This is a genomic window from Streptomyces sp. NPDC058576 (assembly GCF_042718715.1).
Classification (GTDB): domain Bacteria; phylum Actinomycetota; class Actinomycetes; order Streptomycetales; family Streptomycetaceae; genus Streptomyces.
This window is the reverse complement of the sequence record NZ_JBHXPF010000003.1, coordinates 204,026-227,786: the sequence shown is the minus strand read 5'-3', so window position 1 is coordinate 227,786 and position 23,761 is coordinate 204,026. Positions and strand designations below refer to the sequence as shown.

The following is a 23,761-nucleotide window of genomic DNA, read 5'->3' as shown; positions in this document are numbered from 1 at the left end:
TACTCCCTTTTCTCGTCCCGTTGGGGATTCGGCTGAACGTGACTGGAGAGATTTCGTGCTCCATGGCCTACCGCTTCGCGGAGTGCCAGAATTCCGACAGCTTGCGGCCCTCGTTCGGCGCGAGGCCGGCGGGGTCGTAGGGGCTGCCGAAGTACGTGGTGGTGGCGTCCAGCGTCACGCTGTTCTTCCCGGCGGCGGACGGGAGACCGGTCTTGAGGTTCACCGCCCAGTCCAGGAGCCCGGCGCCGCAGCCACTGGCTCCCGGGACGGCGAAGGCCGCATCGCCCTGGTCGGCGCCGTCGAAGGTGTAGCGCCCCATCTCGCCCTCGTCGTCGTTCGGCGTCCCGTCGGCCCCGAAGCGCTGGAGCGAGAGGGTCGGCGCCGTCACGTTCTGCGGCTTGAGGAGCACCGGATTCGCGGTGGTTCCGATGTAGCACTTGTCACCCAGGAACGGGTTCCTGAGGTGGATGCGGACCGGGATGGTGAGAATCGGCTCGCCGGTGGAGAATGCCGCGCTCATATTGAAGTCGCGTGGTGCTCCGGCAGGTTCGATGGTGGCCGTCACACGGTTGAGGTTGTTGTCCGTCAACTGACGGCAGATTGCCGATACGAACGGAATTCCGCTGGGGCACATCAGCCCGATCAGACCGCCGGGGATCTCCGCCGGGTCCGCCGTCAGCGCCCCCTCGGGCGGGGCCACCAGCGAGGCGGCGCCGCCGGCGCGCTGGACGACACCGAGCTGCAGATCGGTCTGGCCGGTGGAGACCTTCGTCTTGCCCAGCGTGATCGTTCCGGTGGCCGAACTCGACGCGATGCAGGTGGCGATGGTGTTGATGCCGTCGGCGGCCAGCATGGCGGGCGCGTCGACCGGGCAGCGGTCGAAGGGCGCCCAGTCGCCGTTGAGCTGGGTGGCGGCGGTGGCCGAGCCGGTGGAAAGCAGAGCGCTGAATGCCGTGAACGCCGCGAGCAGCCCTACGCGGGTTCGATGGGAAACGGTTCTCATGTCGTCCCCTCTGTCGGCCGCCGTGGCGCGGCCTCGTGCACGAAGTTGACCGTTCTGCAACGCATGCCCGCACCGCGACGACTTCTCGACGGTGATGGAGCCTCGGGTGGGCCCGGGGGCGGAGTATCGGAGCATCAAATTTCGGGCAGATTTCATGACCGAATTGATCGAGGCGTGATGTTACTCGCGGGAAACAGGGCGACACAATCCGTCCGGCTAAGATTCTTTGCACCGCACTCTTTTTGATCCGTAAATGAGCATCGGGGTACGGCCTCCTTGTCAAGGAATGCGCACCCGGGGGCCGGGAATTACGTACCGGCGGCCGGAACCCCGCGCGCGGTGCGTACGCGGCGCCACTGCGCCGGGGGCCACGGAGGTCCGGCTTCCGTTCCCCCGGACCCCTCAGGAGTGGCATGCAATTCGGCCAGGCGGCTTGAAATCCCCGTTCGAGAGAGAACGCCCACCAGGTGCCCCCCGCGTTCGCCGTGGTGAGCCGCCCGCACCCCCCGTCGACTCCGCACCCGACGGGCTACGGACGGACCACGCCGGAACAACTCGGCGAAGAGGACACCGCTTTGTTGTCATCGCCGGAGCAGACGGCCGAAATTCATTGTCCGAAAGCGCTGAGCACCGCCCGACCTGCACGGAAGTCGCACCGGGCGGCCGAGATGTGTGCCCCCTGCACTTCGATCTTGTCCAAGTGGTGTGCAGTGCCTGTTCCGTGGTCTATCTTCGTCGCGGACTTGGTACGCACCTGTCGGTTCGTGGGAGCGCTTTCCCCCCACCGCCTCACCCCACCACCGGGCGCCGAGAGCAAGGGGATCTGTCATGCCACATCTCATACAGCCGCTGGATACCGAGGACCCGCTCGGGCCGCTCCCCCAGGAATTCGCGGCGATCATGCGACCTGAACTGCCCAGCCTCATCAAGGAAATCGGCGTCGAGGTGACCCGGGCCTATCCGGAATACGCCCGGCTCCTCGACGGCCCGAACGGGCAGGCCATCCGGGTGGGCGTGGAGCAGAGCCTCGCCTCGTTCGTCGATCTGGTGGCCGAGCCCTCCTCCCCCACCACGCTCCGGGACGACATGTGCCGGCGCTTCGGGCGGTTCGAGGCGTACGAGGGCCGGACCATGGACACCCTTCAGGGGGCCTACCGGCTGGGCGCGCGGGTGGCACTGCGGCGGGCGAAGAAGGTCGGGCAGAGCTATCACCTGTCCCCCACCCTGATGCTGAGCTTCGCCGACGCGCTCTTCGCCTACGTCGATGAACTGGAATCGCTTTCCCGAGAAGGCTTCCTGGAGGTGCGCTCCCCGTCGGGCGAGCACAGCGAGGCGCTGCGCCGTCGCCTGCTCCACCTGATCCTCGCCGGACGCCCGTCCCCCGGCAGCGCCATCGCCGAGCTGTGCGAGCAGACCGGGTGGGCGCTGCCCGAGGAGGTGACGCTGATCGCCGTGCGCGCTCCGGCGGAGCTGGACCGGCTCAGCGCGGACCGTGACCTTCTGGTCGATCTCAGCGCCCCGCAGCCGCATCTGCTCGTTCCCGGAGCGCTGGACGACGCACGAAGATCCATGCTGGAGCAGGCTTTACCGGCCGGGCGCGCGGCGATCGGGCTGACCGTCCCCACGGCGCTGGCCTGCGAGTCGATCCGCTGGGCCCGCCGGGTCCTGGAGCTCGTCGACTCCGGCGTGATCGACGACGCTCCGCTGATCCGGTGCGAGGACCACCTCATCACCCTGTGGCTGCTGTCCGACCCCGCCCTGCTGGACCAGCTCGCCCAGCGGGAGCTGGCCGCCGTCGCGGGGATCAGCGCCACCCGCCGTGACCGGCTGGTCGAGACGCTGCGGATCTGGCTCGACACCCGGGGCACCGCGGCGCAGATGGGCGCGCTGCTCGATGTCCACCCGCAGACCGTGCGCTACCGCATGCGCAGCCTGGAGACCATCTTCGGTGACCAACTCGTCGAGCCCGAGAGCCGTTTCGCCACCGAGGCGGTGCTGCGGGCGCTGCGTCTGCGCTCCCGTGCCACCGGCACATCCCCCTGATCCGGATCACGTTCGGCGCGGCGGGTCAACTTACCGGCGCGTAAGGCGAAATAGACGGTCAGTCCCAAACGGTTGCGACACGGAGACGTTTCCGGCGAGAAACCCGGAACCGCGTCCCGTACACAGGAAGGAACCTGCCGCCCACCGGGCGGCAGGCCCCGTGCACCGCCTCCTGGCCAACCATCGAAAAGGGAAAGCCCCATGACCGCCTCGCACCTCCTCGTCCCCGTGCCGATCCCGGACCGGGTCGCCGCGCTGATCGGTTCGTGCATTCCGCCCCACATCCTCCAGGCGGAGTTCGACGCCGACTGCGCGGCCCGCGAGGTCCGCAGGTTCCGCGGGCCCCGGCTCGGCGTCGAGGACCAGGCCGACCGCGAACAGGCCCTGTCCGAACTGGCCCGAGCCAACAAGGTGCTGGCCGCGCACCATCCGGGACTGACGGTGCTGCCCGGCTCGCCCTTCTGAACCCTTCCCCGATCGAGCCCGTCAGTGGCGGACCGGCCTTGCGGGGCGCCACCGCTCCCCTTACCTTACTCAAAAGTAAGTTTACTTCGGAGTAAGGAATCGGCGTGGACGGAACCAGCAGCGGGAGCCTCACCGACGACCTGTCCGCGCTCGACTTCGCGGCGGTCGCGCCCGAGGAGTTCGCACGGATCGTCAGGAGCCTGTCCGCCAAGCAGCTCGCCGAGGTCATGCGGGGCGAGCTGCGCACCCGGATACTCGGCGAGGTCTTCGGCCGGATGCGGCAGCAGTTCCGGCCCGAGGCGGCCGGCGGCCTCACCGCACTGATCCGCTGGAAGATCACCGGGGAGAGCGACGCGGTCTACGAGACCGCGATAGCGGACGGCGCCTGCGAGGTCACCGCGGGCCGCTCCGACGCCGAACCCCGCACCACGCTGGTGATGGCCGACGTCGAGTTCCTCAAGCTCGTCTCCGGCAACGGCAATCCGGTCACCATGTTCATGACGCGCAAGCTCAAGGTCGCCGGTGACGTCGGTCTCGCCTCCGGCCTGACCCGCTACTTCGACATCCCGAAGGCGTGAGCGCATGAGCTTCTTCTCCCTGGCCCTGACCGAGGAGCAGCAGGACCTGCGCGGCTGGGTGCACGGCTTCGCCGCCCAGGTGGTCCGCCCGGCCGCCGCCGAGTGGGACGCCCGGGAGGAAACCCCCTGGCCCGTGATCCAGGAGGCCGCCCGGATCGGTCTGTACGGCTTCGAATCGCTCGCCGACCTGTACGGGGACCCCACCGGACTCTCCCTCCAGATCGCCAACGAGGAGCTGTTCTGGGGCGACGCGGGCATCGGCATGGCCCTGTTCGGCACCTCGCTCGCGGTGGCCGGAATCTTCGCCTCCGGCACCCCGGACCAGCTCGCCGAGTGGGTGCCGCAGTGCTACGGCGACGAGGACGACCCGAAGGTCGCCGCCTTCTGCGTCTCCGAGCCGGGGGCCGGCTCGGACGTCTCGGCGATGACGACGAGGGCGCGCTACGCCGAGGCGAGCGACGAGTGGGTGATCTCCGGTCAGAAGGCGTGGATCACCAACGGCGGCATCGCCGAGGTCCATGTCGTCGTCGCCTCGGTCGACCCGTCGCTCGGCTCCCGCGGACAGGCCGCGTTCATCGTGCCGCCCGGCACGAAGGGCCTGGCGGCGGGCCGCACGGTCAAGAAGCTCGGCCTGCGCGCCTCGCACACGGCGGACCTCTTCCTCGACGACGTCCGCGTCCCCGGCCACTGCCTGCTCGGCGGCAAGGAGAAGCTGGACGCCCGCCTCGCCCGGGCACGCGAGGGTGGCACCGCCAAGAGCCAGGCGGCGATGGCGACTTTCGAGGTCAGCCGCCCGACCGTCGCCGCGCAGGCACTCGGCATCGCCCGGGCCGCCTACGAGTACGCCCTGGAATACGCCGGTGAGCGTGAGGCGTTCGGCAGGCCGATCATCGAGAACCAGTCGATCGCCTTCGCGCTGGCCGATATCCGTACGGAGATCGAAGCCGTACGCCTGCTGATCTGGCAGGCCGCCTGGATGGCCCGCAACGACCGGACCTTCGACGCGGGCCAGGGCTCCATGTCGAAGCTGCGCGCCGGCGAACTCGCGGTCGCGGCAACCGAGAAGGCGGTCCAGATCCTCGGCGGCGCGGGCTACAGCCGGGAGCACCCGGTGGAGCGGATGTACCGCGACGCCAAGATCTACACCATCTTCGAGGGGACCAGCGAGATCCAGCGCCTGGTCATCGCGCGGGCGATCTCGGGGCGGCAGATCCGCTGAGGGGTCGCCGAAGTGACGGTCGGCACATGTGATCCTCGTCGCCCCGAACGGGTGCGGCGGCGCCGGAACGCGAACGGGGAATTCTCCGTCCGGCCGAGGCGGTCGGAGGTCGTCACCGAGCGCGTCGGAAGGATCACGCGGTAGCGCCCGCACCCTGCCGCACCCCGTCTACGTGCGGCGACGGGGTGCGGATCGCTCGGGCGGGACCGTCCCCGACGATCTATGGCGACGGCGTGGAGAGGGACGCGGCGAGGCACGACGGCGGGTCGGCGCCACGTCGTGGGCGCGGGCGAACGGCTCCCGGGGTGAGGTCCGCACGCTCTGCCGGTGCCTCGCCCCCCTCCGTGCCACTAGCCTCTTCACATGACCTCCACTTCGACCGAGCCGACACCTGCCCGCCCGATGGTTGAGCTGAACGCGGAGATCCGCGCTCTGGTCGCCGATGGCGGTGTGGTGTCGCCGGAGGGCCGCCGGGAGTACGAGCGGCTCCTCGTCGAGTGGGTGGCGGCCGTCCGGGGCGGGTCGACGGAAACCGTCTGACCGTACGGGCTGAACCGCGGAGCTTGACCGACGGTACGCGGCGGGCGCCCGCCGGGAGCGGTGTGCGGGCCTCCGTACCAGGCGAGCGCCCCCCTCCGCGGGGCGGGGCCGGGGCGTCGGCGATAGTGATCGTCCGTCCGCGTCCTCACCCCGGGAGCACCTCATGACCGCCGCGTCACCCGCCGGCGCACGCCGCCCGTCCCTCCTGCTCGTCACCGATCTCGCGTACGAGGCCCGCGGCCGCCGCTACTGCGACGAGGACATCTACCTCGGCTCCCGGCTGCGCGAGGCGTTCGACGTCGCGCTCTGCCACCCCCGGGACGCGGCAGCGCTGCTGGCGGGCTTCGACACCGTGCTGATCCGCAACAGCGGGCCGGTGCTGCACTACCGGGAGGCGTACGACGCGTTCCGCGCGCGGGCCCGGGAGCTGCGGACGCCGGTCTACAACCCGCTGGGCGGGCGCGGCGACATGGCGGGCAAGGAGTACCTCGTCGAGATGTCCGCGGCCGGCCTCCCGGTCATCCCCACGGTGGACCGGGCGGCGGATCTGCCGGAACTGCCCGAGGTCCCCCGGTACGCGGTCAAGCCGAAGCTGGGGGCGGACTCGGTCGGGCTGCGGTTCGTCACGGCAGCGGAGGCCCGGGCCGAGCTGGAACGGGCGGCCGAGGGCTCCCTCCTCGTGCAGCCGCGGATCGACTTCCGCCACGAGGTGTCCTTCTACTTCGTCGACCACGACTTCCAGTACGCGCTGTACGCCCCCGACCCGGAGCGGCGCTGGGTGCTGGAGCCGTACGCGGTGAGCGCGGCGGATCTGGAGTTCGCCCGGCTGTTCATCGAGTGGAACTCCCTCTCCCACGGAATCCAGCGGGTCGACGCCTGCCGGACGGCGGACGGCGCTCTGCTGCTGGTGGAGCTGGAGGACCTCAACCCGTATCTGTCGCTCGACCGGGTCGGCGAGGACATCCGGGAGGCGTTCGTGGCCCGGCTGAAGACGTCGATCTCCTCGCTGCCGCGCTGACCCCCGTCCGGCCCGCCCCCGCATGCGGGGGCCGTGGGCCGGTGTGAGGGTGCAGAGGTGACGACTGCCAGCGAGCAAGCCCCCGCCGCGCAGAGTGCCGCCGCGCCGCCGCCCGTCCTCGACCGGCGGCGGCGCAACATCGTCTTCGCCACGATCGTGCTCGGCATGCTCCTCGCGGCACTGGACCAGACGATCGTGGGCACGGCCCTGCCGACGATCGTCTCGGACCTGGGCGGCGCCGAGCACATGTCGTGGGTGGTCACCGCCTACCTGCTGGCCGAGACGGTGGCCACCGTCCTGGTCGGCAAGTTCGGCGACCTGTTCGGGCGGAAGCTGGTCTTCCAGGTCTCGGCGATCATCTTCATCACGGGATCGTTCCTGTGCGGCCTGGCGTCGGACATGCTGCTGCTGATCATCTGGCGCGGTATGCAGGGCATCGGCGCGGGGGGCCTCATGGTCACGTCGATGGCACTTATCGCGGATGTGATCCCGCTGCGCGAACGGGGCAAGTACCAGGGCGCGATCGGTGCGGTCTTCGGTATCTCGACCGTGATCGGCCCGCTGCTCGGCGGGCTGTTCACCGACCATCTGACCTGGCGCTGGGCGTTCTACGTCAATGTGCCGATCGCCATCGTGGTGGTCATCGCGGCCGCCCGGAACATCCCGTCGGTGAAGGCGGCGGGGCGGCCGGTCATCGACTACCGGGGCATCGCGCTGGTCACCGTCGGCGCGAGCGCGCTGATCCTCGCGACGAGTTGGGGCGGGAACGAGTACGCGTGGGGCTCGGCCGTGATCATCGGGCTGGCCGTCTGCGGGCTGATCGCCCTGGCGCTGTTCTGCCTGGTGGAGACGCGGGCGAAGGAACCGATGCTGCCGATGCGGCTGTTCCGGAACCCGGTGTTCACCGTTTGCTCGATCCTCAGCTTCATCGTGGGCTTCGCGATGCTCGGCTCGATGATCTTCCTGCCGACCTATCTCCAGTACGTGGACGGGGACTCGGCGACGCTCTCGGGGGTGCGGACGCTGCCGCTGGTCGTCGGTCTGCTGGCCGCCTCGATCTTCAGCGGCAACGTGGTGAGCAAGACGGGCCGCTACCGGGTGTTCCCGATCGTGGGGACGCTGGTCATGGCGGCCGGGCTGTTCCTGCTGTCCCGGATGGGGCCGGGGACCGGCGTCTGGCTGGAGTCCCTCTACATGGTGGTCCTGGGGCTCGGCATCGGCCTGGCCATGCAGGTGCTGACGATCGCCGTGCAGAACACCGTCGACTACGAGGACCTGGGCACGGCCACCTCGGGTGTGACGTTCTTCCGTACGCTGGGCAGCGCCTTCGGCACGGCGGTGTTCGGCACGATCTACGCCAACGCCCTGAAGCCGAACCTCGCCGACGGGGTCGCTCAGGCGGTCGCCGCGGGCGGCGACCCGGCGGTGCTGGCCCGGGCCTCGGAGAGCCCGCAGGCCCTGCACGCGCTGCCCGCCGCCCAGTCGGAACCGCTGGCGCTGGCGTACGCGGACACGCTGCACACCGTGTTCCTGTGGACGGTGCCCATCGCGCTGATCGGCTTCGTCGTCGCCCTCTTCCTCAAGGAGGTCAAGCTGCGGGACTCGGCGCGGCTCGGGTCCACGGACATGGGCGAGGGCTTCGCCCAGCCGGGCAGCGGGGACTCGGCGAAGGTGCTGGAGTACTCCGTGGCCACGATCCTGCACGGGGCCGGCCCCGACACCGCCCGGCGCATCACCGCCGCGTCCGACACCCGGCTCGACATGGCGGGGGCCTGGGCGGTGATGCAGGTGGACCTCTTCACCCGGATGGTCGGCCACGCGGGACTCGGGCTGATCGCGGCCCGGCACCGGATCCCGCCGGAGGTGCTGGTGCCCGTCTTCGACCGGATGATCGAGGAGGGCTATCTGACGGGCGACGGGCGGCTCTTCTCGCACACGGCGGCGGGCCGGCGCGAGGCGGCGGTGATCTCCGACGCCTGGGGCCGCTGGCTCAACGACCGCCTGGCCGAGGACGGCGCGCGCCCCGACGACCGTCAGCTCCGGGCCACCGTGGACGTGATCGCCAAGCGGCTGCTGGCGGAGGACCTGGCCCAGGAGCTGTCCCCAGCGGCCGGTTCCGGCGGATCGTCGCGGGTGGGTGCTCCGGTCTGAGGCCCACGCCCGGGGTCAGTCGACGAAGACCGCCGTCGTGTAGACCCAGGCGCCCTCGTGCCGGACGAAGCGGCTCTTCTCGTGGAGGGAGTCGGGGCGGCCGTCGTCGGTGTAGTGGGCGCGGAAGGTGACCGTTCCGGTGGAGTGGAAGGCGCTGCCGTCGGTGGTGTCCAGGATCTCCAACCGCACCCAGCTCATCGCGGGGTCGAAGTCGACGCCGGGCGGCCGGGTCTCGGGATGCCAGGTGCGCAGCAGGTACGCCGCGTCCCGGGCGACGAAGGCCGCGTACCGGGAGCGCATCAGGGCCTCGCAGGTCGGCGCGGCGGCGCTGCCGGAGTGGAACCGGCCGCAGCACTCCCCGTAGGCGGCGGGCAGGCCGCAGGGGCACGGGGAGGCGGGGGTGATCCGCGGGGCGGCGGGGCCCCGGGGCCGGGAGGTGCGTCGTGACATGGGTCCATTGTGACGCCCGGCGGCGGGCTCGGTGGGCCGGGGCGATCGATCCGGCGCGTGCCCCACCGCCGTGGGCCCGCCGCGTACGCGGGCCGACGATGACGGAAGGCGCAGATCAGGGCTTGCGCGCGACGCCGGCGTAACCGGGGATCGGCTCGTCGCCTGGCACGTCGATGACCTCGCCGAGCTCGGGATGCCAGTCGGCCGAGAGCGAGACGCCCGGCTCGACCAGTTCGAGGCCGTCGAAGAACGCCGTGAGTTCGGCGTGGGTGCGGGGCCGCAGCGTCATCCCGCGCGCCTTGTACATGGCCCGCGCCTGCGCGGCGCCCTCCGGGTTGAAGTCGCCGGTGGTGTGCGAGAGCACCAGGTAGCTGCCGGAGGGAAGCTGGTCGACCAGCTGGTCGACCAGGTCGGCCGCGCCGTCCTCGTCGTCGATGAAGTGCAGCAGGGCCAGCAGGGAGAGCGCGATCGGCTTGCCGAAGTCCAGGACCTTGCCGGCCTCCGCCAGGATGGTTGCGGGCTTGCGGGCGTCCGCCTGGATGTACTCGGTGGCCCCCTCGGGCGTCGAGCGGAGCAGTGCCGCCGCGTGGGCGAGCACGATCGGGTCGTTGTCGCAGTAGACGATGCGCGCGTCGGGGGCGGCCTGCTGGGCGATCTGGTGGAGGTTCGGCTCGGTGGGTATGCCGGTGCCGATGTCCAGGAACTGGCGCACCCCCCTCTCGGCGAGCCAGCGGGTGGCCCGGTGCATGAACGCCCGGTTGACCCGCGCCATGTCACGGCCGCGCGCGTCCAGGGCGAGCAGCTGGCGCGCCATCTGTTCGTCGACCGGGTAGTTGTCCTTGCCGCCGAGGAACCAGTCGTACATGCGGGCCGGATGCGGCTTGCTGGTGTCGATCTCGATGGGGTGGGGTTCTTGCCCGGTCATGGCGCGCTCCGTGTCAGTGGTCAGTGAAGGAGGGGTGCGATGTCAGGTGAGCAGGAAGTCGGCCTGGCCGGCCTTGGCGCCCTGGATGAACGCGGCGATCTCGCCGTTGGAGTAGATGAGAGCGGGGCCCTCCGGGTCGGCGGACTGGCGTACGGCGACCCGTCCGTCGGCGAGCTTCATGGCCTCGACGCAGTTGCCGCCGTTCCCGCCGCTCCACGGCTTGTACCAGCCTTCGGAGCCGAGGTCACCGGCCGGCATGCCGTTGTATATCTGGTTCATCACAGCTCCTTGCGGAAGTCCCGGAGGATTTCCTTCGTGCGTTGTGCAGTTGCGGCCTGAGCCGCCATGCGGTCCATGACTTCGAGGTAGGAGGCCACCTCGGGGCGGGCGTCGAAGTAGACGGCACCGGTCAGGTACTCGCTGTAGACCATGTCGGGGAGTTCGGGAACGGCGAACCGGAAGAGGACGAAGGGACCATAGGTTCCCGGGTGGTGGCCGGCGGCGAACTCCGCGATCTGCAGGGTGACGTGCGGAAGCTCCGTGGCCGCGAGGAGCTTGTCGATCTGCCCGCGCATCACCTGCGCACTGTCGACGGGCCGCCGCAGGACGGTCTCGTCCATGATCGCCCACAGTCGGGGGGCGTCGTCCTTGGCCAGCAGGGACTGACGCTCCATCCGCAGCGCCACGTGGCGCTCGATGTCCTCGGGACGGGTCTGGCCGACCGCCCCGGTGCGCATCACGGAGCGCGCGTAGTCCTCGGTCTGGAGCAGTCCGGGCACGAAGTGCGGCTCGTACATGCGCAGAAGGCTCGCGGCGCCCTCCAGACTGACGTACATGCTGAACCAGTCGGGCAGCACGTCGTGGAAACGCTGCCACCAGCCCGGCCTGTTCGCCTCCTCCGCCAGGTCGACGAAGGCTTCGGCCTCCTGGTCGGCGACGCCGTACGCCTTCAGCAGCAGCTGGACGTAGGGGATCTTCAGCCCGACCTCGGCCGTTTCCATTCTGCGTATCGTCGCCGGGGCGACCCGGAGCACCTTCGCCGCCTGGTCACGGGTCAGGCCGACACGCTCGCGCAGATCCTGCAGGCGCTTGCCGAGAACGACCTGGCCCACGGTCGGGGCGGACCGCGGTTCGCTCACTTCAGACCTCCCCATGCGCTGTTTTGCGAGCAGTGTGCCATGCGTGCGCCCCCAACGACACAGTCACTCTGGAAATTTCAGAGTGCCTCTTGCCAAGTGTCATCGTCGGGGGGAGAGTTGACTCCCGAACCAGTTCGCTCAGTCATGCCCGCCCCCGAGCATCCGGGGAACGAAGCGTGACGCAGCCCCCACTGTGAGGAATCGGTCGTGGCACCTGGCAGTGCGCTCATCCCCCGGCTCATGGACCTCAGTCCCGGGACGGAGGCGCTCCGTTACTGCTTCGCGCTGCCGGCGCACCCCGAATCGGTGGCCGGTGCGCGCGAGCTGACGCGAGCCCGGCTGGACGCCTGGAAGCTGGGCCGCGACGCCTGCGACGCGGCCGTCCTCATCGTCTCCGAGCTGGTGACCAACGCGGTCGTGCACACCACGAGCACCCGGGTGGTGTGCGAGCTGAGCCGGCTCGGCAGACGACTGCGGATAGCCGTGCAGGACCAGGGACACCAGCCCGGCGGCCCGCGGCTGCGCCGCTCCTCCGACGACGAGCACGGCCGCGGCCTGCTCCTCGTCGACGCGATGAGCAGCGCCTGGGGTTCGCACGACGCCGGGGACGCCTCCGGGCGGATCGTCTGGGCGGAGCTGCCGCACGAGGCGGAGCAGCTGTCCGGCTCGGACCGGCCATGCTGAGGAACGCGCTGTCCCGGCTGCGCGCGGCGCACCGCGACCGGACGCCCGAACAGCCCCGGGGCGGCCGGGCGCGGCTGGCGCTGCCGGCGTCGATGTCGGCCAGCCTGGGCTGCGACGCGGTCGGGGTGCCCGCCCGGCACGGCTTCCGCCTCATGTCCCATCTGCCCCGTACCGGATGCGTCTTCGCCGACGCGGACCGCTGGTGGTGGATCGTCCCGGCCGGCTCCGACCTGGATCTCGACTGGCCCGATCAGGTGACGTACGCGCGGGACGCGGCCGTGTCCGGCACCCGGCCCCGGTTGATCCACTCACCGGACGCCCTCACCCCGTACACCCCGCCCATTCCGCTCTTCCTGATGGTCTGCCAGGTGACGGGGGTGGCGCCGAGCTGGGACACCGCCGGTACGCGGAGCGTCGTGTCCGCTCCGTAGCCCGCGTGGCCCCCCGGCGGCGGGCCCACGACCGAACGAGCCGGGCCCGGTCAGGTCGGGCCCGTCTCGTCCGGTCGTGGGTCCGCCAGGTTCAGGCCCGGTCGAGGTACGCGAGCCCCGGGTGGACCTCGGTGTACCGGTCGAGCAGCCGCCGGGCCACCGTCACGGAGTCGACCAGCGGGTGCAGGGCGAAGGCCTGGACGCCCGCCGCGCGGGACCCGCTCTCCGCCGCCTCCAGCACCGCCCGCTCCACGGCCTTCACCGCGGTGACGAGCCCGACCGCGTGGTACGGGAGGGGCGAGACGGCCACCGGGTGGGCCCCGTTGGCGTCGACGAGGCAGGGCACCTCGACGACGGCGTCCGCGTCCAGGACCGAAAGCGCCGTGCGGTTGCGGACGTTGAGGATCAGGGAGGTGCGTTCGTTGCGGGCGACGGCGCGCATGAGGGCCAGCGCGACCTGTTCGTAGCCGCCGGACTCCAGGTCGCTCTCCTCCCGCTCCCCCGCCCCGGCGACCTCGCGGTTCTCCGCCATGTACGTCGCCTCGCGTTCGGCGCGGGTGCGGTCCCAGGTGGCCCAGGCGGGCGTGCCGGGCTCGCGCATGCGGGCGTAGAAGCCCTCCTGCTGATCCCGGAGGAACGCGCCCCGGGTCTGCTCCGCCTCCTGGTAGGCGCGGACCGCTTCACGGTTGACGTAGTAGTAGTGCAGGTATTCGTTGGGGATCGCGCCCAGCGACCGGAGGAGTTCCGCGCCGAAGAGGCGGCCCTCCTCGAAGGAGTCGAGCAGTTTCGGGTCGCCGAGCAGCCGGGGCAGTTCGTCCCGCCCGTCGACGTACAGGCCGCGGACCCATCCGAGGTGGTTGAGTCCGGCGTAGTCGATCCAGGCCCGGTCCGGGTCTGCGCCCAGGACGCGGGCGATGCGCCGCCCGAGGCCGACCGGCGAGTCGCAGATCCCGATGACCCGGTCGCCCAGGTGGCGGGACATCGCCTCGGTGACCAGGCCCGCCGGGTTGGTGAAGTTGATGACCCAGGCCTGCGGGGCGAGCCGGGCGATGCGCCGGGCGAGTTCGACGGCGACGGGGACGGTGCGCAGCCCGTACGCGATGCCTCCGGCGCCGACGGTCTCCTGGCCGAGCACGCCTTCGTCGAGGGCCACCCGTTCGTCGGCGGCCCGTCCGGCCAGGCCGCCGACCCGGATGGCGGAGAAGACGAAGTCGGCCCCGCGCAGCGCCTCGTCGAGTTCCGTGGTGGCGACGACGGCGGGGGCGTCCGCCACGTCCCGCCCCTGTTCCGCGAGGACGCGGGCGACGGCGGTGAGCCGGTCGGCGTCGGTGTCGTACAGCGTGACCCGGGAGACGCGGCCCTCGGCGTGATCGCCGAGAAGGGCCCCGTACACGAGAGGCACCCGGAATCCGCCACCGCCAAGAATTGTCAGCTTCACGCTGCTCGATGGTACGGGCAGGCCGGAGCCGTACGGCGCTGCCCGCGCGCGACGCGGCGGCCCCGGGCGTGGTCCGGGGCCACCGCGGCCGGACGGCCGAACGCGGGTCAGTAGCCGCTCCACCAGCGGCTGACCGCCTGCCAGAGCCGGACGGGGGCGGCCGGGCGGCGCTGGGGCGGGATCATCGCCACCGGGGCGGGGGGTGTGGCGGCCGGGGGGGACGTGGTGGCCGGGGCGGGCCGGACGGGGGTGCCCGGGGCGTGGGCGGGCTGTGCCCCGGCCGCCTCGTGCCGGGGCTCGGGGACGGTCCTGGCCGGGGAGGAGATCTCCCAGGCGTCGGCCGGGCGGGGGGTACGGGCCATCACCGAGAGCGGGTCCGCGTCCAGCTTCTGCTGCGGGCTGGGGGCGAACTTCACCGGCAGCTCGACCAGGTGGCGGGACATGATGTTGCCGACCCAGCGCAGCTCGCTCTCCCCGACGCCGAGCTCCAGGTCCGGGAGGCGCATCAGGAGCGCGTCGACGCCGACGTCGGCGATGGCGCGGCCGATGTCCTGTCCCGGGCACTCGTGGGGTCCCCCGCTGAAGGCGAGGTGGGCGCGGTTGCCGCCCATGTCGGAATTGAGGTCCGGGCGGACGGTGGGGTCGGTGTTGGCCGGGGCGATCCCGACGAGGAGGGCGTCGCCCGCCTTGATCTGCTGGCCGCCCAGCTCGGTGTCGCCGACCGCCCAGCGGCCGAAGACGGCGGTGAACGGCGGTTCGTCCCAGAGGGTCTGCTCCACCGCCTCGGGCACGGTCATGTGCCCGCCGCTGAGCCGGGCGCGGAAGCGCGGGTCGATCAGGACCATGCGCAGCACGTTGGCGATGAGGTTGGCGGTGGACTCGTAGGCGGCGATCAGGATGAGGCGCAGGTGCTCGACGACCTCGATGTCGGTCATCGTCGCGGGGTGTTCGACGAGCCAGGTGGTGAAGTCCGGCGCGGGGTCGGCGCGCCGGCGCTCCACCAGGCGCGTCAGCACGGACACGATGTGGGCGTTGCTGGCCACGGCGGTCTCGGTGCCGCGGGTCATGTCCCGGGCGGCCTGGACGAGGCGCTCGTCGTACTCCTCCGGCATGCCGAAGATCGCGCACATCACCATCATCGGCAGGTGCTCCGCGAACTGGCTGACCAGGTCGGCGGTGCCCTTCTCGCAGAAGTCGTTGACCAGCCGGTTACTGAAGCGGTTGATGTGGCGGCGCACCCCGCGGGTGTCGATCCGCTCCATGCTGTCGGTGACCGCGCCGCGCTGCCGCTCGTGCTTGGCTCCGTCGGCGAACACGCAGACGGGCTGCCAGGTGAAGATCGGGGCGAGCGGGTGGTCCGGGGCGACGCTGCCGTCCTGGAGGGCCCGCCAGCGCCGCGAGTCCCGGGAGAACTGGGACGGCGTACGGGTGAGGTGGAGGTTCTCGCTGTGGCCGAGGACGAGCCAGGCGGGAACGTCGCCGTGGAGCAGGATCGGGGCCACCGTGCCGTGTTCGGCGCGGAGCTTGTCGTAGAGGCCCGCGGGGTCGTTCTCCGCCTCGGGGCCGTAGAGCCGGCGCAGTCCGCCGGGGCCGATGTCGAGGTTGTGGGCCGGGCACTGCGGCGGGGGCACGGCGCCGGGTTCGTGGTGGAAGGGGGTTGTCACAGGGGCTCCAGGGATCAGGATTCCAGGGCTGGTGCACAGATTCCGGGGCTGGTGCACGAGCGGGCGGGACAAGCGGGCGGCACGGGGTGTCCGGGCGCGGACCCGGGGCCGGGGGCGTGCGTCGGGGGACGGCGTACGCCCCCGGCGGAGGTCCGGTCGCCGGGCCCGGGGACGTACGGCGTCAGGCGAGGGGTACGGCCAGGCTGTGCAGGTAGCGCATCAGGGTCATCAGCACATCGCGGCTGGAGGCCCGCAGCCGGGCGTCGCAGTCGATCATCGGGACCTCGTCCGGCAGGTCGAGGGCTCTGCGCAGGGCCTCGACCGGGTGGTGCGGTGCGTCGGGGAAGGTGTTCACGGCGACCACGAACGGCACTCCGCGCTCCTCCAGCCGGCCGATGACGTCGAAGCTGACTTCGAGCCGTCTCGTGTCGATGAGGACGACCGCGCCGAGGGCGCCCTCGAAGAGACCGTTCCAGAGGAACCAGAAGCGTTCCTGGCCGGGGGTGCCGAACAGATAGAGGATCAGTTCCTCGCTGAGGCTGATCCGTCCGAAGTCCATGGCGACGGTGGTGGCGGTCTTCGTCTCCACCCCGGCGTTGTCGTCCACGCCGACGCCGGCCTGGGTCATGGTCTCTTCGGTCGTCAGCGGCCGGATCTCGCTCACCGAGCCGACCATGGTCGTCTTGCCGACGCCGAACCCGCCGACGATCACGACCTTCACCGCGGCGGTGGCCGTGGTGGGGAGGACGTCCTCGGTGCGGGGTCCGGTGATCGTGTCAGAGCTTCTGAAGTCCATGCATCACCGCTTCGAGAAGGGACCTGTCGGGGAGAGTGGCGCGGACCATCGGAGCCCGCGACTCGATGAGCTCGGTCGCGAGGAGATCGCTCAGGAGCGAGGTGACCACGCTGAACGGCAGGCTGAGGTAGGCCGAGATCTCGGCGACGGACAACGGGGCCTGGCAGAGGCGCAGGATCGCCGCCTGTTCGGGCTGGAACGTCGGCGAGGGTTCCGCCTGTGCGACGACCATCGTGACCAGGTCGAGCGCGGCGCGTTCGCTGTCGTCGAGATCGCCGGTGATCACGTACAGCCGTTCCGGATCGAGGAGATCCGGATCGGCCTTGCGGCGTTCTCGTCGAGGACCACTCATCCGGACTGCCCGCCGTGGCGGGGCGGGCTGGTCAGGTGGGCTCCGATCCGCACGACCATGTCCCGCATCCGGGCTCCGACGAGTCCGGCGTCGACGGTCTCGCCGGCCAGGACCGCGAGATACGCGCCGGTGCCGGCCGCCATCAGGTAGAAGAAGCCGCCCGTCACCTCGATGACGACGAGCTTCATCAGGCCGTCGCTGTACGGGATCTCGGTGGCGACCGCGGCGGCCAGGCTCTGCAGTCCGGCGCAGGCGGCGGCGAGCCGGTCGGCGACGTCGGGGTCGCCGCCGTGCATCGCGATGCGCAGGCCGTCCGACGAGAGCACCACGATCTGATGGATGCTGGGAACGTCTTCGGCCAGCTCCTTGAGCATCCAGTCCATGTTTCCCCGCTGCTGGATCACTTCAGGTCTCCCTTGTCCCACGCGTCATCGGAGTCTTCGCCGTGCTTTCGTTCCTGCGGTACGCCGTTGACGGCCTTGGTGAAGGCCTCCAGCCAGAGGCCGGGGGGCTTCTCCTCGCCGCGTCCGCCGTCCGCGGACTCGCCCGGGCCGGGCTGGAACCCGTCTGCGGGGGCCGGGGGCGGCGGAGGCTGCTGCGGGAGGTTGTGCGAGCCGAGCGGGGCGCGGCCCCGGCTGCGGCGCTGCGGCAGCCCGTTCTCGGTCCACTCGGTGACCACGGGAACGTCGTCCTCCATGGCGGCCGCAGGAGCGGCCGGGCGCGAGGTGGCCGCGGGGGCTCCGGTGGAGACCGGGGCGGCCACGGACGGCACGGGGCCGGTGGCGGCGGGCTTGGGCTTGGGCTTGCGCTTGCCGGGCGGCGGCACCACGTGCTGGAGCTGCGACATGTCGAGGGAGCTGGTGGGCCGCGAGGTGGCGCCGATGCCGTGGGCGATGCCCGGGGCGGGCCCGGTGGTGATCATGTCGCGCGGCACGATGAGGACGGCGCGGACGCCGCCGTACGCCGACTGACGCAGCGACACCTGGAGCTGGTACATCCGGGAGAGCCGGCCGACGACGGCCATGCCGAGGCGCGGGGACTCGCCGAGGTCGTTCATGTTGATGCCGGCCTGGGCCTGGGCGAGCATGTTCTCGGCGCGGGCGCGGGCCTCCTCGCTGAGGCTGACGCCGCCGTCCTCGATCTCGATGGCGATGCCGGTCTGCACCTCGACCGCGGTGACGTGCACCCGGGTCTGGGGCGGCGAGTAGCGGGTCGCGTTGTCGAGGAGTTCGGCGCAGGCGTGGATGAGCGGTTCGACCGAGGTGCCGACGATGGCGACCTTGGCGATCGAGTGCAGGTCGACGCGCTGGTACTCCAGGATGCGGGACATCGCGCCGCGCAGCACGCTGAACAGCGGTACGGGCTTGGGCCACTGGCGGCTGGGGCGGGCGCCGCCGAGGACGGCGATGGAGTCGGCGAGCCGGCCGATCAGCGCGGTGCCGTGGTCGATGCGCAGCAGGTCGTCGAAGACCTCGGGGTTGCGCCCGTAGTGGTCCTCCATCTCCCGGAGTTCACTGGCCTGGCGGTGCACGATCGCCTGGACGCGGCGGGCGACGCTGACGAAGGCACGCTGAGCGGAGTCACGCCGCGCCTCCTCGTTGTCGATGACTTCGAGGACCTGGTGGATCTGCTCGCGCAGCGCCCCCGGCAGGTGGCGGTTGGCCACGTCCGCGTCGACGATGTCGCGCATCACCTCTTCGGGCGAATTGCCCACGCGCAGCCGCCGGATGGCGGCGGGCATGACTTCCTTGGTGAGCCGTACCGTCTCGGCGTCGTGCGAGAGGATGCGGTGTTCCAGATAGGCGATGCGCTGTTCGTACTCGGCGCGCTGGACGCGCATGGCGTGTCGGCGGCGGTGGAGCGCCACGGTGAGTACGGCGACCACGAGCGTGGTGATCGCGCCGCACACGGCGACTGGTATCCGCGCGGCCGGTGCGACCAGGGCCGATCCGGCGGCGGTCGCGCCGAGGAGCAGGGCCACGGGCAGCAGGACTACGCGGACGACGGGAATTTCTCTGTCGGTCGGCGGTGATTCAACACGAACCATCTAAAACCCTCTGGCGGTTGATTCCGGGATGTATGCGCACGTGAGCGGAGACTCGGGAACAAGTGCTCGAATTCATCTCAACTCGACTTCACTGCGCGTGAGCTTAGCCAGATGAGAACAGTGCTTCGGCATATTCACCCAACCCCCTGCGGGAGCCCGCCGAGAGGAATACACTCGCCAGTTTTTGCACGCTGCGCTGTGAAGCATGTGCAGGGAGTGAGAGTGGCTGAAAAACGCCTCTACCGAACGGTGATGACGCCGCAAAGCGCAGCAATCGTCGCCGGATTGCTGCGCTTTGCCGGGTAAATCACCCGTACATCAGCCGGTTTTTCCTCACAGATTCAGACAACGGCACACGTGATCGAATCGGATCGAAAGGTGCAGATTCCCGACCGTCGGGCGGGTGACGCGCGAGATCGGCCACCCGAGGCCCGGCCGAGGGTCGTGTCAGCGCCGGGCTCCGCCGAGCCGGCCCTCCAGCTGGACGAGCAACTCGCCGAGCCGGGAGCCGAGTTCTTCGCGGCTGCTCTCGTCGAGTCCGGCGAGCACCGCGCGTTCGTAGGCGAGCTGCTCGGGCAGCAGCCGGTCGACCAGGGCCCGGCCCTCGTCGGTGAGCCGGACATGGGCGACCCGCCGGTCGCGGTCGTCGCCCCGGCGGTCGACCAGGGCGCGGTCCTGGAGGGTGCGCAGCCGTTTGGTGACGGCGGCCCCGGAGGAGAAGGTCTCGCGGGCCAGCTCGCCGGGGGTCAGTTCCCGGTCGGTCCGGCGTACGGCGCCGAGGAGGTCGAATTCGGCGCGGGTGAGTCCGGCGGAGCGCAGCGGGGCGTCCTCCGCCTGCTGGAGGAGGGCGGCGCAGCGGTTGATCCGGCCGATGATCTCCATCGGTCCGGTGTCGAGCTCGGGGTTGACGGCCTGCCACTGCCGGACCACCGAGGCAACGATGTCGTCGGTCACTCCGCTCCGATCGAAGGGGCGCGGACCGTGGGCCCTCGCCGTTGTGCTGTCGCCGCGAGCGTACGGTGTCCGGCCTGCTCGGCCGCGAGAAGGCGCTGCTCGGGCAGGGCGCGCTGCCACCATTCGCCCGCCGCGGTGTCGCCCGCCTCGCGCAGCTCGACGAGGCTCGCGGTGAGCGCCCGGCGGGCCCGGTCCCGATCGGCGGGCGCGGCCCCGGGGTCCGCTCCGGTCCGTCTCGCTTCGGCGCGGGCCCGGCGGGTGGCCTCCAGCGCCCGCTCGACCCGGCCCGCCGCCCTCCGGTTGGTGACGAGCGTCGCGGCCAGGAAGCCGGCGGCCGCGCCGATGACGGTGTCCAGGACCCGGTCGCCGATCAGCTCCCCGGCCGGCTGGGCGCCGCCGAACTCCAGGACCAGCAGGGCCATCGGGGTCACCGCGACGGAGCCGAGCCAGTAGTTGCGGGTGATGAGGGCCTCGGCGGCGAAGCTGAAGAAGAGGCAGCAGCAGACGAGGGCGAGCGGGCCGGTCCGCGACACCGGCAGGACGGCGGCGAAGACGAGCACGCCCAGGAGGTTGCCGAGGGTGCGCTGGAGGGCCCGGTTCCACGACAGGGTGATGTTGGCCTGGCAGAGGGAGGCGGCGGTGACGATCGCCCAGTAGGGGCGGCCGACGCCGAGCGTGGCGCAGAGGTGTCCGGCGAGCGCGCAGCCCGCCAGGGTGCGGACGGCGACGGGCAGCAGCGGCGATCCGGGGCCGAGGCGGCGCAGCAGCGTGCGGCGGACCGCGCGGCGTCCCTCGGGGGCCCGCAGGGCGGCGCGTTCGGCGTCGATGCCGGAGAGCTCGTCGGCGGTGCCGGGGGCCGCCGACGGCGCGGGCACGGGACCCCGGGCCCGGGTCAGGGCGGCCCAGGCGCGCAGCCGGTCCGGATCCGCCGCCCCACCTCCGCCCCCGGGGCGCGGGGCCGCGAAGGCCGCCTCGGCGTGCACCACCAGACGTTCCAGCGACCGGCGTACGGGGGTGGGGCGGCCGGAGGCGAGCAGGCACTGCCAGGCCGCGTGCACGGCGGCGGCCGCCGCGTTGCGGTGACGGGGGCCGGGGTCGGCGGCGCACGCGGCCGCGGCCTCCAGGGCACGGGCGACGGCGCGGCGTTCGGGCCCCTCACGGCGGAGGAGGGCGGGCGCGACGGCGACGAGCCAGGCGACCGCGCCCGCGCCGAGGGTCAGGGCGAGGTGGCTGGGGATCTGCTCCGGGCGCTGCGGGGCGAAGAGGGCGGCGGAGCTGACGAAGGTGAAGATCACATGGCCGGGCGGCCCGATCCGGGTGGCGTCGCACAGCACCTTCTGGGCTGCCGCGAGCAGCGCACCGACCGCGATGAGCACGGCAGTCGAGCCGGTGAGGGACGCGGTGACGAGGGAGACGGCGAGTCCGGCGGCCATGCCGAGCACCACGCCCGCGACGGCCCGCGCTCGCCGGGCGTACGGCAGGCCGTGTCCGTAGAGCGCGCAGAGCGAACCGGCCATCGTGTACATCACGAGGTCCAGCCGGCCGACGGCCAGGAGCGTCAGATGGGGGACGGCGGAGGCGACGACCACGCTGAGGGCGGGCTTGAACCAGATGTCGGACGGCCGGGAGAGCCGGAGGGCCGAGGCCGGTGGGAGGCCGCGGACGGCCGATGGGAAGGTACGGACGGCCGACGGGGGCTTGCGGCCGGAACGCCGCCCGACGCAGGTAGGTGTATCGCTCACCCATATACGTTAACATGTATTACACCTGTAAATTATCTGCACTCTGTTCGCGCGGCGGCGACTCGGGCACACTGTCCCGCGAACAGCACGACCCACATTCTTTGAATCTTCATGTACCCACTACCATGACGGGCGATGACCAGGGTGAGCACGCGGACGGACCGGCAGCGGTACCGCTCCCGCACGCCTCTCGCCCTGAGCTGGTCCTTCTTCCTTGTGGCCATGCTCTTCTGCTGCTCGGCCGCCACCTCGTCCGCCGCCGTGCCGGTCGCGGCGGGCCCGGCCGAAGCGGCCGCCGTCCGCGCGTTCACCCCGGTACCCGACGCGGCCTTCGAACCGGTCGTGCGGGCCTCTCCGGCGGACCGCGGTCTCGGTGCGTCGTGCCACGGCGGCTCGACGCACACGGTGGCCGTCGTGCCTCCGGTGTCGTCCGCCCCCGTGGCCGTTCCCTCGCCCGTGGCCTTCGTCCCCGCCGCCCCGCTCACGGGGGCCGCGGCCATCAGGGGTCCCGCGCACGACGGTGTGCGTTCCGTCGATCAACTACGCCTTCAGGTCCAGAGGATCTAGAGGCCGGGTCCGCTCCGCTCTCCCGCCGTGCCCCGGCGCCGGTTCACGGGAGCGGTTCTTCGTATGCCCCGCATCCCCAGCCCCTCATGCATCGCACCGTATGCATCGGTTGAACGACGAGGACTTCCCATGGCTTCCGCCAAGAACCAGAACAACGCGGGCGCGGCACGTCGCGCCAAGCTCGAAGAGGCCCGCCGCAAGGAGCGCTCCCGCGAGCGCCGCGTCCGCATCATCACCATCGGCGCGTCGGTGGCCGTGGTCGGCGCCCTGGTCGCCGGAGGCGGCTACCTGATGGCCCAGGCCAACGAGAAGGACGAGAAGGAGGAGAAGGCCAAGACCTCGCCCGTCACCGGTGAGCGCAGCTGGGACAAGCTGACGCAGGAGCACGTGGCGAACAAGGTCGACTACCCGATGAACCCGCCCGTCGGCGGCGACCACAACCAGGTCTGGATGAACTGCAACGCGGACGTCTACACCGACGAGATACCGAAGGAGAACGCCGTGCACTCGCTGGAGCACGGCGCGGTCTGGGTCACGTACAACGACAAGGCCTCGGACGCGGACATCGAGGCGCTCACCAAGAAGGTCAAGTCGACTCCGTACTCGCTGATGAGCCCGGTCAAGGACCAGAAGGACCCGCTGATGCTCAGCGCCTGGGGCAAGCAGGTCACGGTCAAGAGCGCGTCGGACGATCGCGTCGCGCAGTTCTTCACCAAGTACGTGCAGGGCCCGCAGACCCCTGAGCCGGGGGCCGCCTGCACCGGCGGGCTGGACAAGTGACCGCCCTCGCACCCTCCCGCTCCACCCGGATGGTCCTCGCGGGAGCCTGCGTGCTGCTCCTCGCCCTGGGGCTGGTGGCGCTGATGGTCGTCCGCCCCTCCGCGGCCTCCCCGTCCGGGGCGTCCTCGGCGGCGCAGTCCGCTCCGGCGGAGGACTCCGTGGACGCGGGCTTCGCCCGGGACATGGCGATCCACCACCAGCAGGCGGTCGAGATGTCGTTCATCGTGCGGGACCGCACCGACGACGAGGACGTGCGGCGGCTCGCGTACGACATCATCAACACCCAGGCCAACCAGCGCGGCATGATGCTGGGCTGGCTGGAGATGTGGGGGCTGCCGAAGAGCGCGGCCGGGCCGCCGATGGAGTGGATGGGGCACACCCTCACGCCGACCGACGACGGTTCGCTGATGCCGGGCATGGCCACCGACGCGGAGTTGGCGGCGCTCACGGCCGCGAAGGGCGAGAAGGCCGAGGTGCTGTTCCTGCGGCTGATGACCGTGCACCACCGCGCGGGCGCCGACATGGCGCGGGCCGCGGCCGGTGCGGCGAAGACGGACGCCATCGTGAACCTGGCGGCGGGCATGGTCCGCGGGCAGGAGTCGGAGATGGGTCTGATGGCGGACATGCTGAAGGACCGGGGCGCGGGGTCCTGAGCACGGAGCCCTGAGCACGGCGGGGGCGGTCGCGGCCGGAAGGCCGCGGCCGCCCCCTGCCGTTGCCCCCCAACGCATACAGACGGCGACGATATGAAGTGCATGCACACTCCGCGGGGGGC

25 protein-coding genes are annotated in these 23,761 nt (G+C 71.4%); 12 read left to right on the top strand and 13 right to left on the bottom strand.

Features of this window, described 5'->3' with window-relative positions; genetic code table 11:
- Positions 1-67: 67 nt before the first annotated feature.
- On the bottom strand, positions 68-1,003 hold the full coding sequence (locus tag ACFWRV_RS03995; protein WP_384327794.1) for a hypothetical protein: 936 nt from the start codon (positions 1,001-1,003) through the stop codon (positions 68-70).
- 828 nt (positions 1,004-1,831) lie between these two features.
- Here ACFWRV_RS03995 and ACFWRV_RS03990 point away from each other — a divergent pair.
- From ACFWRV_RS03990 to ACFWRV_RS03960, 7 genes are all read left to right on the top strand, one after another.
- The gene (locus ACFWRV_RS03990; protein WP_384327791.1) at positions 1,832-3,046 is read left to right on the top strand and encodes a helix-turn-helix domain-containing protein; all 1,215 of its coding nucleotides are present in this window, start codon (positions 1,832-1,834) and stop codon (positions 3,044-3,046) included.
- A 201-nt stretch (positions 3,047-3,247) separates the two neighbouring features.
- Positions 3,248-3,511, top strand: coding sequence for a hypothetical protein (locus ACFWRV_RS03985; protein ID WP_384327787.1), 264 nt, complete (start codon positions 3,248-3,250; stop codon positions 3,509-3,511).
- A gap of 104 nt (positions 3,512-3,615) precedes the next feature.
- The gene (locus tag ACFWRV_RS03980) at positions 3,616-4,089 is read left to right on the top strand and encodes an SCP2 sterol-binding domain-containing protein (RefSeq protein ID WP_384327784.1); all 474 of its coding nucleotides are present in this window, start codon (positions 3,616-3,618) and stop codon (positions 4,087-4,089) included.
- Between the two features lie 4 nt (positions 4,090-4,093).
- The gene (locus ACFWRV_RS03975; RefSeq protein ID WP_384327781.1) at positions 4,094-5,308 is read left to right on the top strand and encodes an acyl-CoA dehydrogenase family protein; all 1,215 of its coding nucleotides are present in this window, start codon (positions 4,094-4,096) and stop codon (positions 5,306-5,308) included.
- 363 nt (positions 5,309-5,671) lie between these two features.
- Entirely contained in the window at positions 5,672-5,848 is a 177-nt protein-coding gene (locus tag ACFWRV_RS03970; RefSeq protein ID WP_384327779.1) for a hypothetical protein, read from the top strand.
- A gap of 163 nt (positions 5,849-6,011) precedes the next feature.
- Positions 6,012-6,866, top strand: coding sequence for a hypothetical protein (locus ACFWRV_RS03965; protein ID WP_384327776.1), 855 nt, complete (start codon positions 6,012-6,014; stop codon positions 6,864-6,866).
- Positions 6,867-6,923: 57 nt separating this feature from the next.
- On the top strand, positions 6,924-9,017 hold the full coding sequence (locus ACFWRV_RS03960) for an MDR family MFS transporter (RefSeq protein ID WP_384327773.1): 2,094 nt from the start codon (positions 6,924-6,926) through the stop codon (positions 9,015-9,017).
- A 15-nt stretch (positions 9,018-9,032) separates the two neighbouring features.
- Here the strand turns inward: ACFWRV_RS03960 and ACFWRV_RS03955 are convergent, their stop codons facing one another.
- From ACFWRV_RS03955 to ACFWRV_RS03940, 4 genes are all read right to left on the bottom strand, one after another.
- Positions 9,033-9,467, bottom strand: a complete 435-nt coding sequence (locus tag ACFWRV_RS03955) for a YchJ family protein (protein WP_384327770.1) — start codon at positions 9,465-9,467, stop codon at positions 9,033-9,035.
- A gap of 115 nt (positions 9,468-9,582) precedes the next feature.
- Positions 9,583-10,392: an SAM-dependent methyltransferase gene (locus tag ACFWRV_RS03950; protein WP_384327767.1), complete on the bottom strand. Its 810-nt coding sequence runs from the start codon at positions 10,390-10,392 to the stop codon at positions 9,583-9,585.
- Between the two features lie 42 nt (positions 10,393-10,434).
- Positions 10,435-10,671, bottom strand: a complete 237-nt coding sequence (locus ACFWRV_RS03945) for a DUF397 domain-containing protein (protein WP_384327764.1) — start codon at positions 10,669-10,671, stop codon at positions 10,435-10,437.
- Entirely contained in the window at positions 10,671-11,531 is an 861-nt protein-coding gene (locus ACFWRV_RS03940) for a helix-turn-helix domain-containing protein (RefSeq protein ID WP_384327762.1), read from the bottom strand. Before ACFWRV_RS03940 ends, ACFWRV_RS03945 begins: the two co-directional genes overlap by 1 nt.
- A 207-nt stretch (positions 11,532-11,738) precedes the next feature.
- Here ACFWRV_RS03940 and ACFWRV_RS03935 point away from each other — a divergent pair, with 207 nt between their 5' ends.
- Complete coding sequence (locus tag ACFWRV_RS03935) at positions 11,739-12,215, top strand: ATP-binding protein (protein WP_384327759.1); 477 nt, start codon at positions 11,739-11,741, stop codon at positions 12,213-12,215.
- A complete protein-coding gene (locus tag ACFWRV_RS03930; protein WP_384327756.1) occupies positions 12,209-12,646 on the top strand; it encodes a hypothetical protein in 438 nt (145 codons plus the stop codon). The genes ACFWRV_RS03935 and ACFWRV_RS03930 overlap by 7 nt, the downstream gene beginning before the upstream one ends.
- Positions 12,647-12,737: 91 nt before the next feature.
- Here the strand turns inward: ACFWRV_RS03930 and ACFWRV_RS03925 are convergent, their stop codons facing one another.
- The 8 genes from ACFWRV_RS03925 to ACFWRV_RS03890 all read right to left on the bottom strand — a co-directional run bounded on the left by ACFWRV_RS03925 (position 12,738) and on the right by ACFWRV_RS03890 (position 21,639).
- Positions 12,738-14,084, bottom strand: a complete 1,347-nt coding sequence (locus tag ACFWRV_RS03925) for a 6-phospho-beta-glucosidase (protein ID WP_384327753.1) — start codon at positions 14,082-14,084, stop codon at positions 12,738-12,740.
- 107 nt (positions 14,085-14,191) lie between these two features.
- Positions 14,192-15,748 carry a cytochrome P450 gene (locus ACFWRV_RS03920; RefSeq protein ID WP_384327750.1) on the bottom strand — a complete coding sequence of 519 codons (1,557 nt, stop codon included), beginning with the start codon at positions 15,746-15,748 and terminating at the stop codon, positions 14,192-14,194.
- 181 nt (positions 15,749-15,929) lie between these two features.
- Positions 15,930-16,544 (bottom strand): ATP/GTP-binding protein, encoded by a 615-nt coding sequence (locus tag ACFWRV_RS03915; protein WP_010058144.1) that lies wholly within the window; start codon positions 16,542-16,544, stop codon positions 15,930-15,932.
- Complete coding sequence (locus ACFWRV_RS03910) at positions 16,525-16,896, bottom strand: DUF742 domain-containing protein (RefSeq protein ID WP_384327746.1); 372 nt, start codon at positions 16,894-16,896, stop codon at positions 16,525-16,527. Before ACFWRV_RS03910 ends, ACFWRV_RS03915 begins: the two co-directional genes overlap by 20 nt.
- Positions 16,893-17,300, bottom strand: a complete 408-nt coding sequence (locus tag ACFWRV_RS03905) for a roadblock/LC7 domain-containing protein (protein ID WP_003964954.1) — start codon at positions 17,298-17,300, stop codon at positions 16,893-16,895. The genes ACFWRV_RS03910 and ACFWRV_RS03905 overlap by 4 nt, the downstream gene beginning before the upstream one ends.
- Positions 17,297-18,943 carry a sensor histidine kinase gene (locus ACFWRV_RS03900; protein ID WP_384327742.1) on the bottom strand — a complete coding sequence of 549 codons (1,647 nt, stop codon included), beginning with the start codon at positions 18,941-18,943 and terminating at the stop codon, positions 17,297-17,299. The genes ACFWRV_RS03905 and ACFWRV_RS03900 overlap by 4 nt, the downstream gene beginning before the upstream one ends.
- A gap of 447 nt (positions 18,944-19,390) precedes the next feature.
- Complete coding sequence (locus tag ACFWRV_RS03895; protein ID WP_384327739.1) at positions 19,391-19,897, bottom strand: MarR family winged helix-turn-helix transcriptional regulator; 507 nt, start codon at positions 19,895-19,897, stop codon at positions 19,391-19,393.
- Positions 19,894-21,639 (bottom strand): FUSC family protein, encoded by a 1,746-nt coding sequence (locus ACFWRV_RS03890; RefSeq protein ID WP_384327736.1) that lies wholly within the window; start codon positions 21,637-21,639, stop codon positions 19,894-19,896. Before ACFWRV_RS03890 ends, ACFWRV_RS03895 begins: the two co-directional genes overlap by 4 nt.
- 135 nt (positions 21,640-21,774) lie before the next feature.
- On the opposite strand from ACFWRV_RS03890, the gene ACFWRV_RS03885 reads away from it, so the two are divergent.
- The 3 genes from ACFWRV_RS03885 (at position 21,775) to ACFWRV_RS03875 (ending at position 23,639) form a co-directional block, all read left to right on the top strand.
- Entirely contained in the window at positions 21,775-22,206 is a 432-nt protein-coding gene (locus ACFWRV_RS03885; RefSeq protein WP_384327733.1) for a hypothetical protein, read from the top strand.
- 129 nt (positions 22,207-22,335) lie between these two features.
- Positions 22,336-22,986 (top strand): DUF3105 domain-containing protein, encoded by a 651-nt coding sequence (locus tag ACFWRV_RS03880; RefSeq protein WP_384327730.1) that lies wholly within the window; start codon positions 22,336-22,338, stop codon positions 22,984-22,986.
- On the top strand, positions 22,983-23,639 hold the full coding sequence (locus tag ACFWRV_RS03875) for a DUF305 domain-containing protein (RefSeq protein ID WP_384327727.1): 657 nt from the start codon (positions 22,983-22,985) through the stop codon (positions 23,637-23,639). The genes ACFWRV_RS03880 and ACFWRV_RS03875 overlap by 4 nt, the downstream gene beginning before the upstream one ends.
- Positions 23,640-23,761 lie beyond the last annotated feature (122 nt).

Excerpts from the sequence above, each read along its gene's own strand:
- ACFWRV_RS03885 (WP_384327733.1), top strand. The coding sequence starts at position 21,775 with ATGACCAGGGTGAGCACGCGGACGGACCGGCAGCGGTACCGCTCCCGC.
- ACFWRV_RS03990 (WP_384327791.1), top strand. The coding sequence starts at position 1,832 with ATGCCACATCTCATACAGCCGCTGGATACCGAGGACCCGCTCGGGCCG.
- ACFWRV_RS03880 (WP_384327730.1), top strand. The coding sequence starts at position 22,336 with ATGGCTTCCGCCAAGAACCAGAACAACGCGGGCGCGGCACGTCGCGCC.
- ACFWRV_RS03900 (WP_384327742.1), bottom strand. The coding sequence starts at position 18,943 with ATGGTTCGTGTTGAATCACCGCCGACCGACAGAGAAATTCCCGTCGTC.
- ACFWRV_RS03910 (WP_384327746.1), bottom strand. The coding sequence starts at position 16,896 with ATGAGTGGTCCTCGACGAGAACGCCGCAAGGCCGATCCGGATCTCCTC.
- ACFWRV_RS03985 (WP_384327787.1), top strand. The coding sequence starts at position 3,248 with ATGACCGCCTCGCACCTCCTCGTCCCCGTGCCGATCCCGGACCGGGTC.
- ACFWRV_RS03970 (WP_384327779.1), top strand. The coding sequence starts at position 5,672 with ATGACCTCCACTTCGACCGAGCCGACACCTGCCCGCCCGATGGTTGAG.
- ACFWRV_RS03930 (WP_384327756.1), top strand. The coding sequence starts at position 12,209 with ATGCTGAGGAACGCGCTGTCCCGGCTGCGCGCGGCGCACCGCGACCGG.
- ACFWRV_RS03965 (WP_384327776.1), top strand. The coding sequence starts at position 6,012 with ATGACCGCCGCGTCACCCGCCGGCGCACGCCGCCCGTCCCTCCTGCTC.
- ACFWRV_RS03950 (WP_384327767.1), bottom strand. The coding sequence starts at position 10,392 with ATGACCGGGCAAGAACCCCACCCCATCGAGATCGACACCAGCAAGCCG.
- ACFWRV_RS03955 (WP_384327770.1), bottom strand. The coding sequence starts at position 9,467 with ATGTCACGACGCACCTCCCGGCCCCGGGGCCCCGCCGCCCCGCGGATC.
- ACFWRV_RS03915 (WP_010058144.1), bottom strand. The coding sequence starts at position 16,544 with ATGGACTTCAGAAGCTCTGACACGATCACCGGACCCCGCACCGAGGAC.
- ACFWRV_RS03975 (WP_384327781.1), top strand. The coding sequence starts at position 4,094 with ATGAGCTTCTTCTCCCTGGCCCTGACCGAGGAGCAGCAGGACCTGCGC.
- ACFWRV_RS03995 (WP_384327794.1), bottom strand. The coding sequence starts at position 1,003 with ATGAGAACCGTTTCCCATCGAACCCGCGTAGGGCTGCTCGCGGCGTTC.
- ACFWRV_RS03945 (WP_384327764.1), bottom strand. The coding sequence starts at position 10,671 with ATGAACCAGATATACAACGGCATGCCGGCCGGTGACCTCGGCTCCGAA.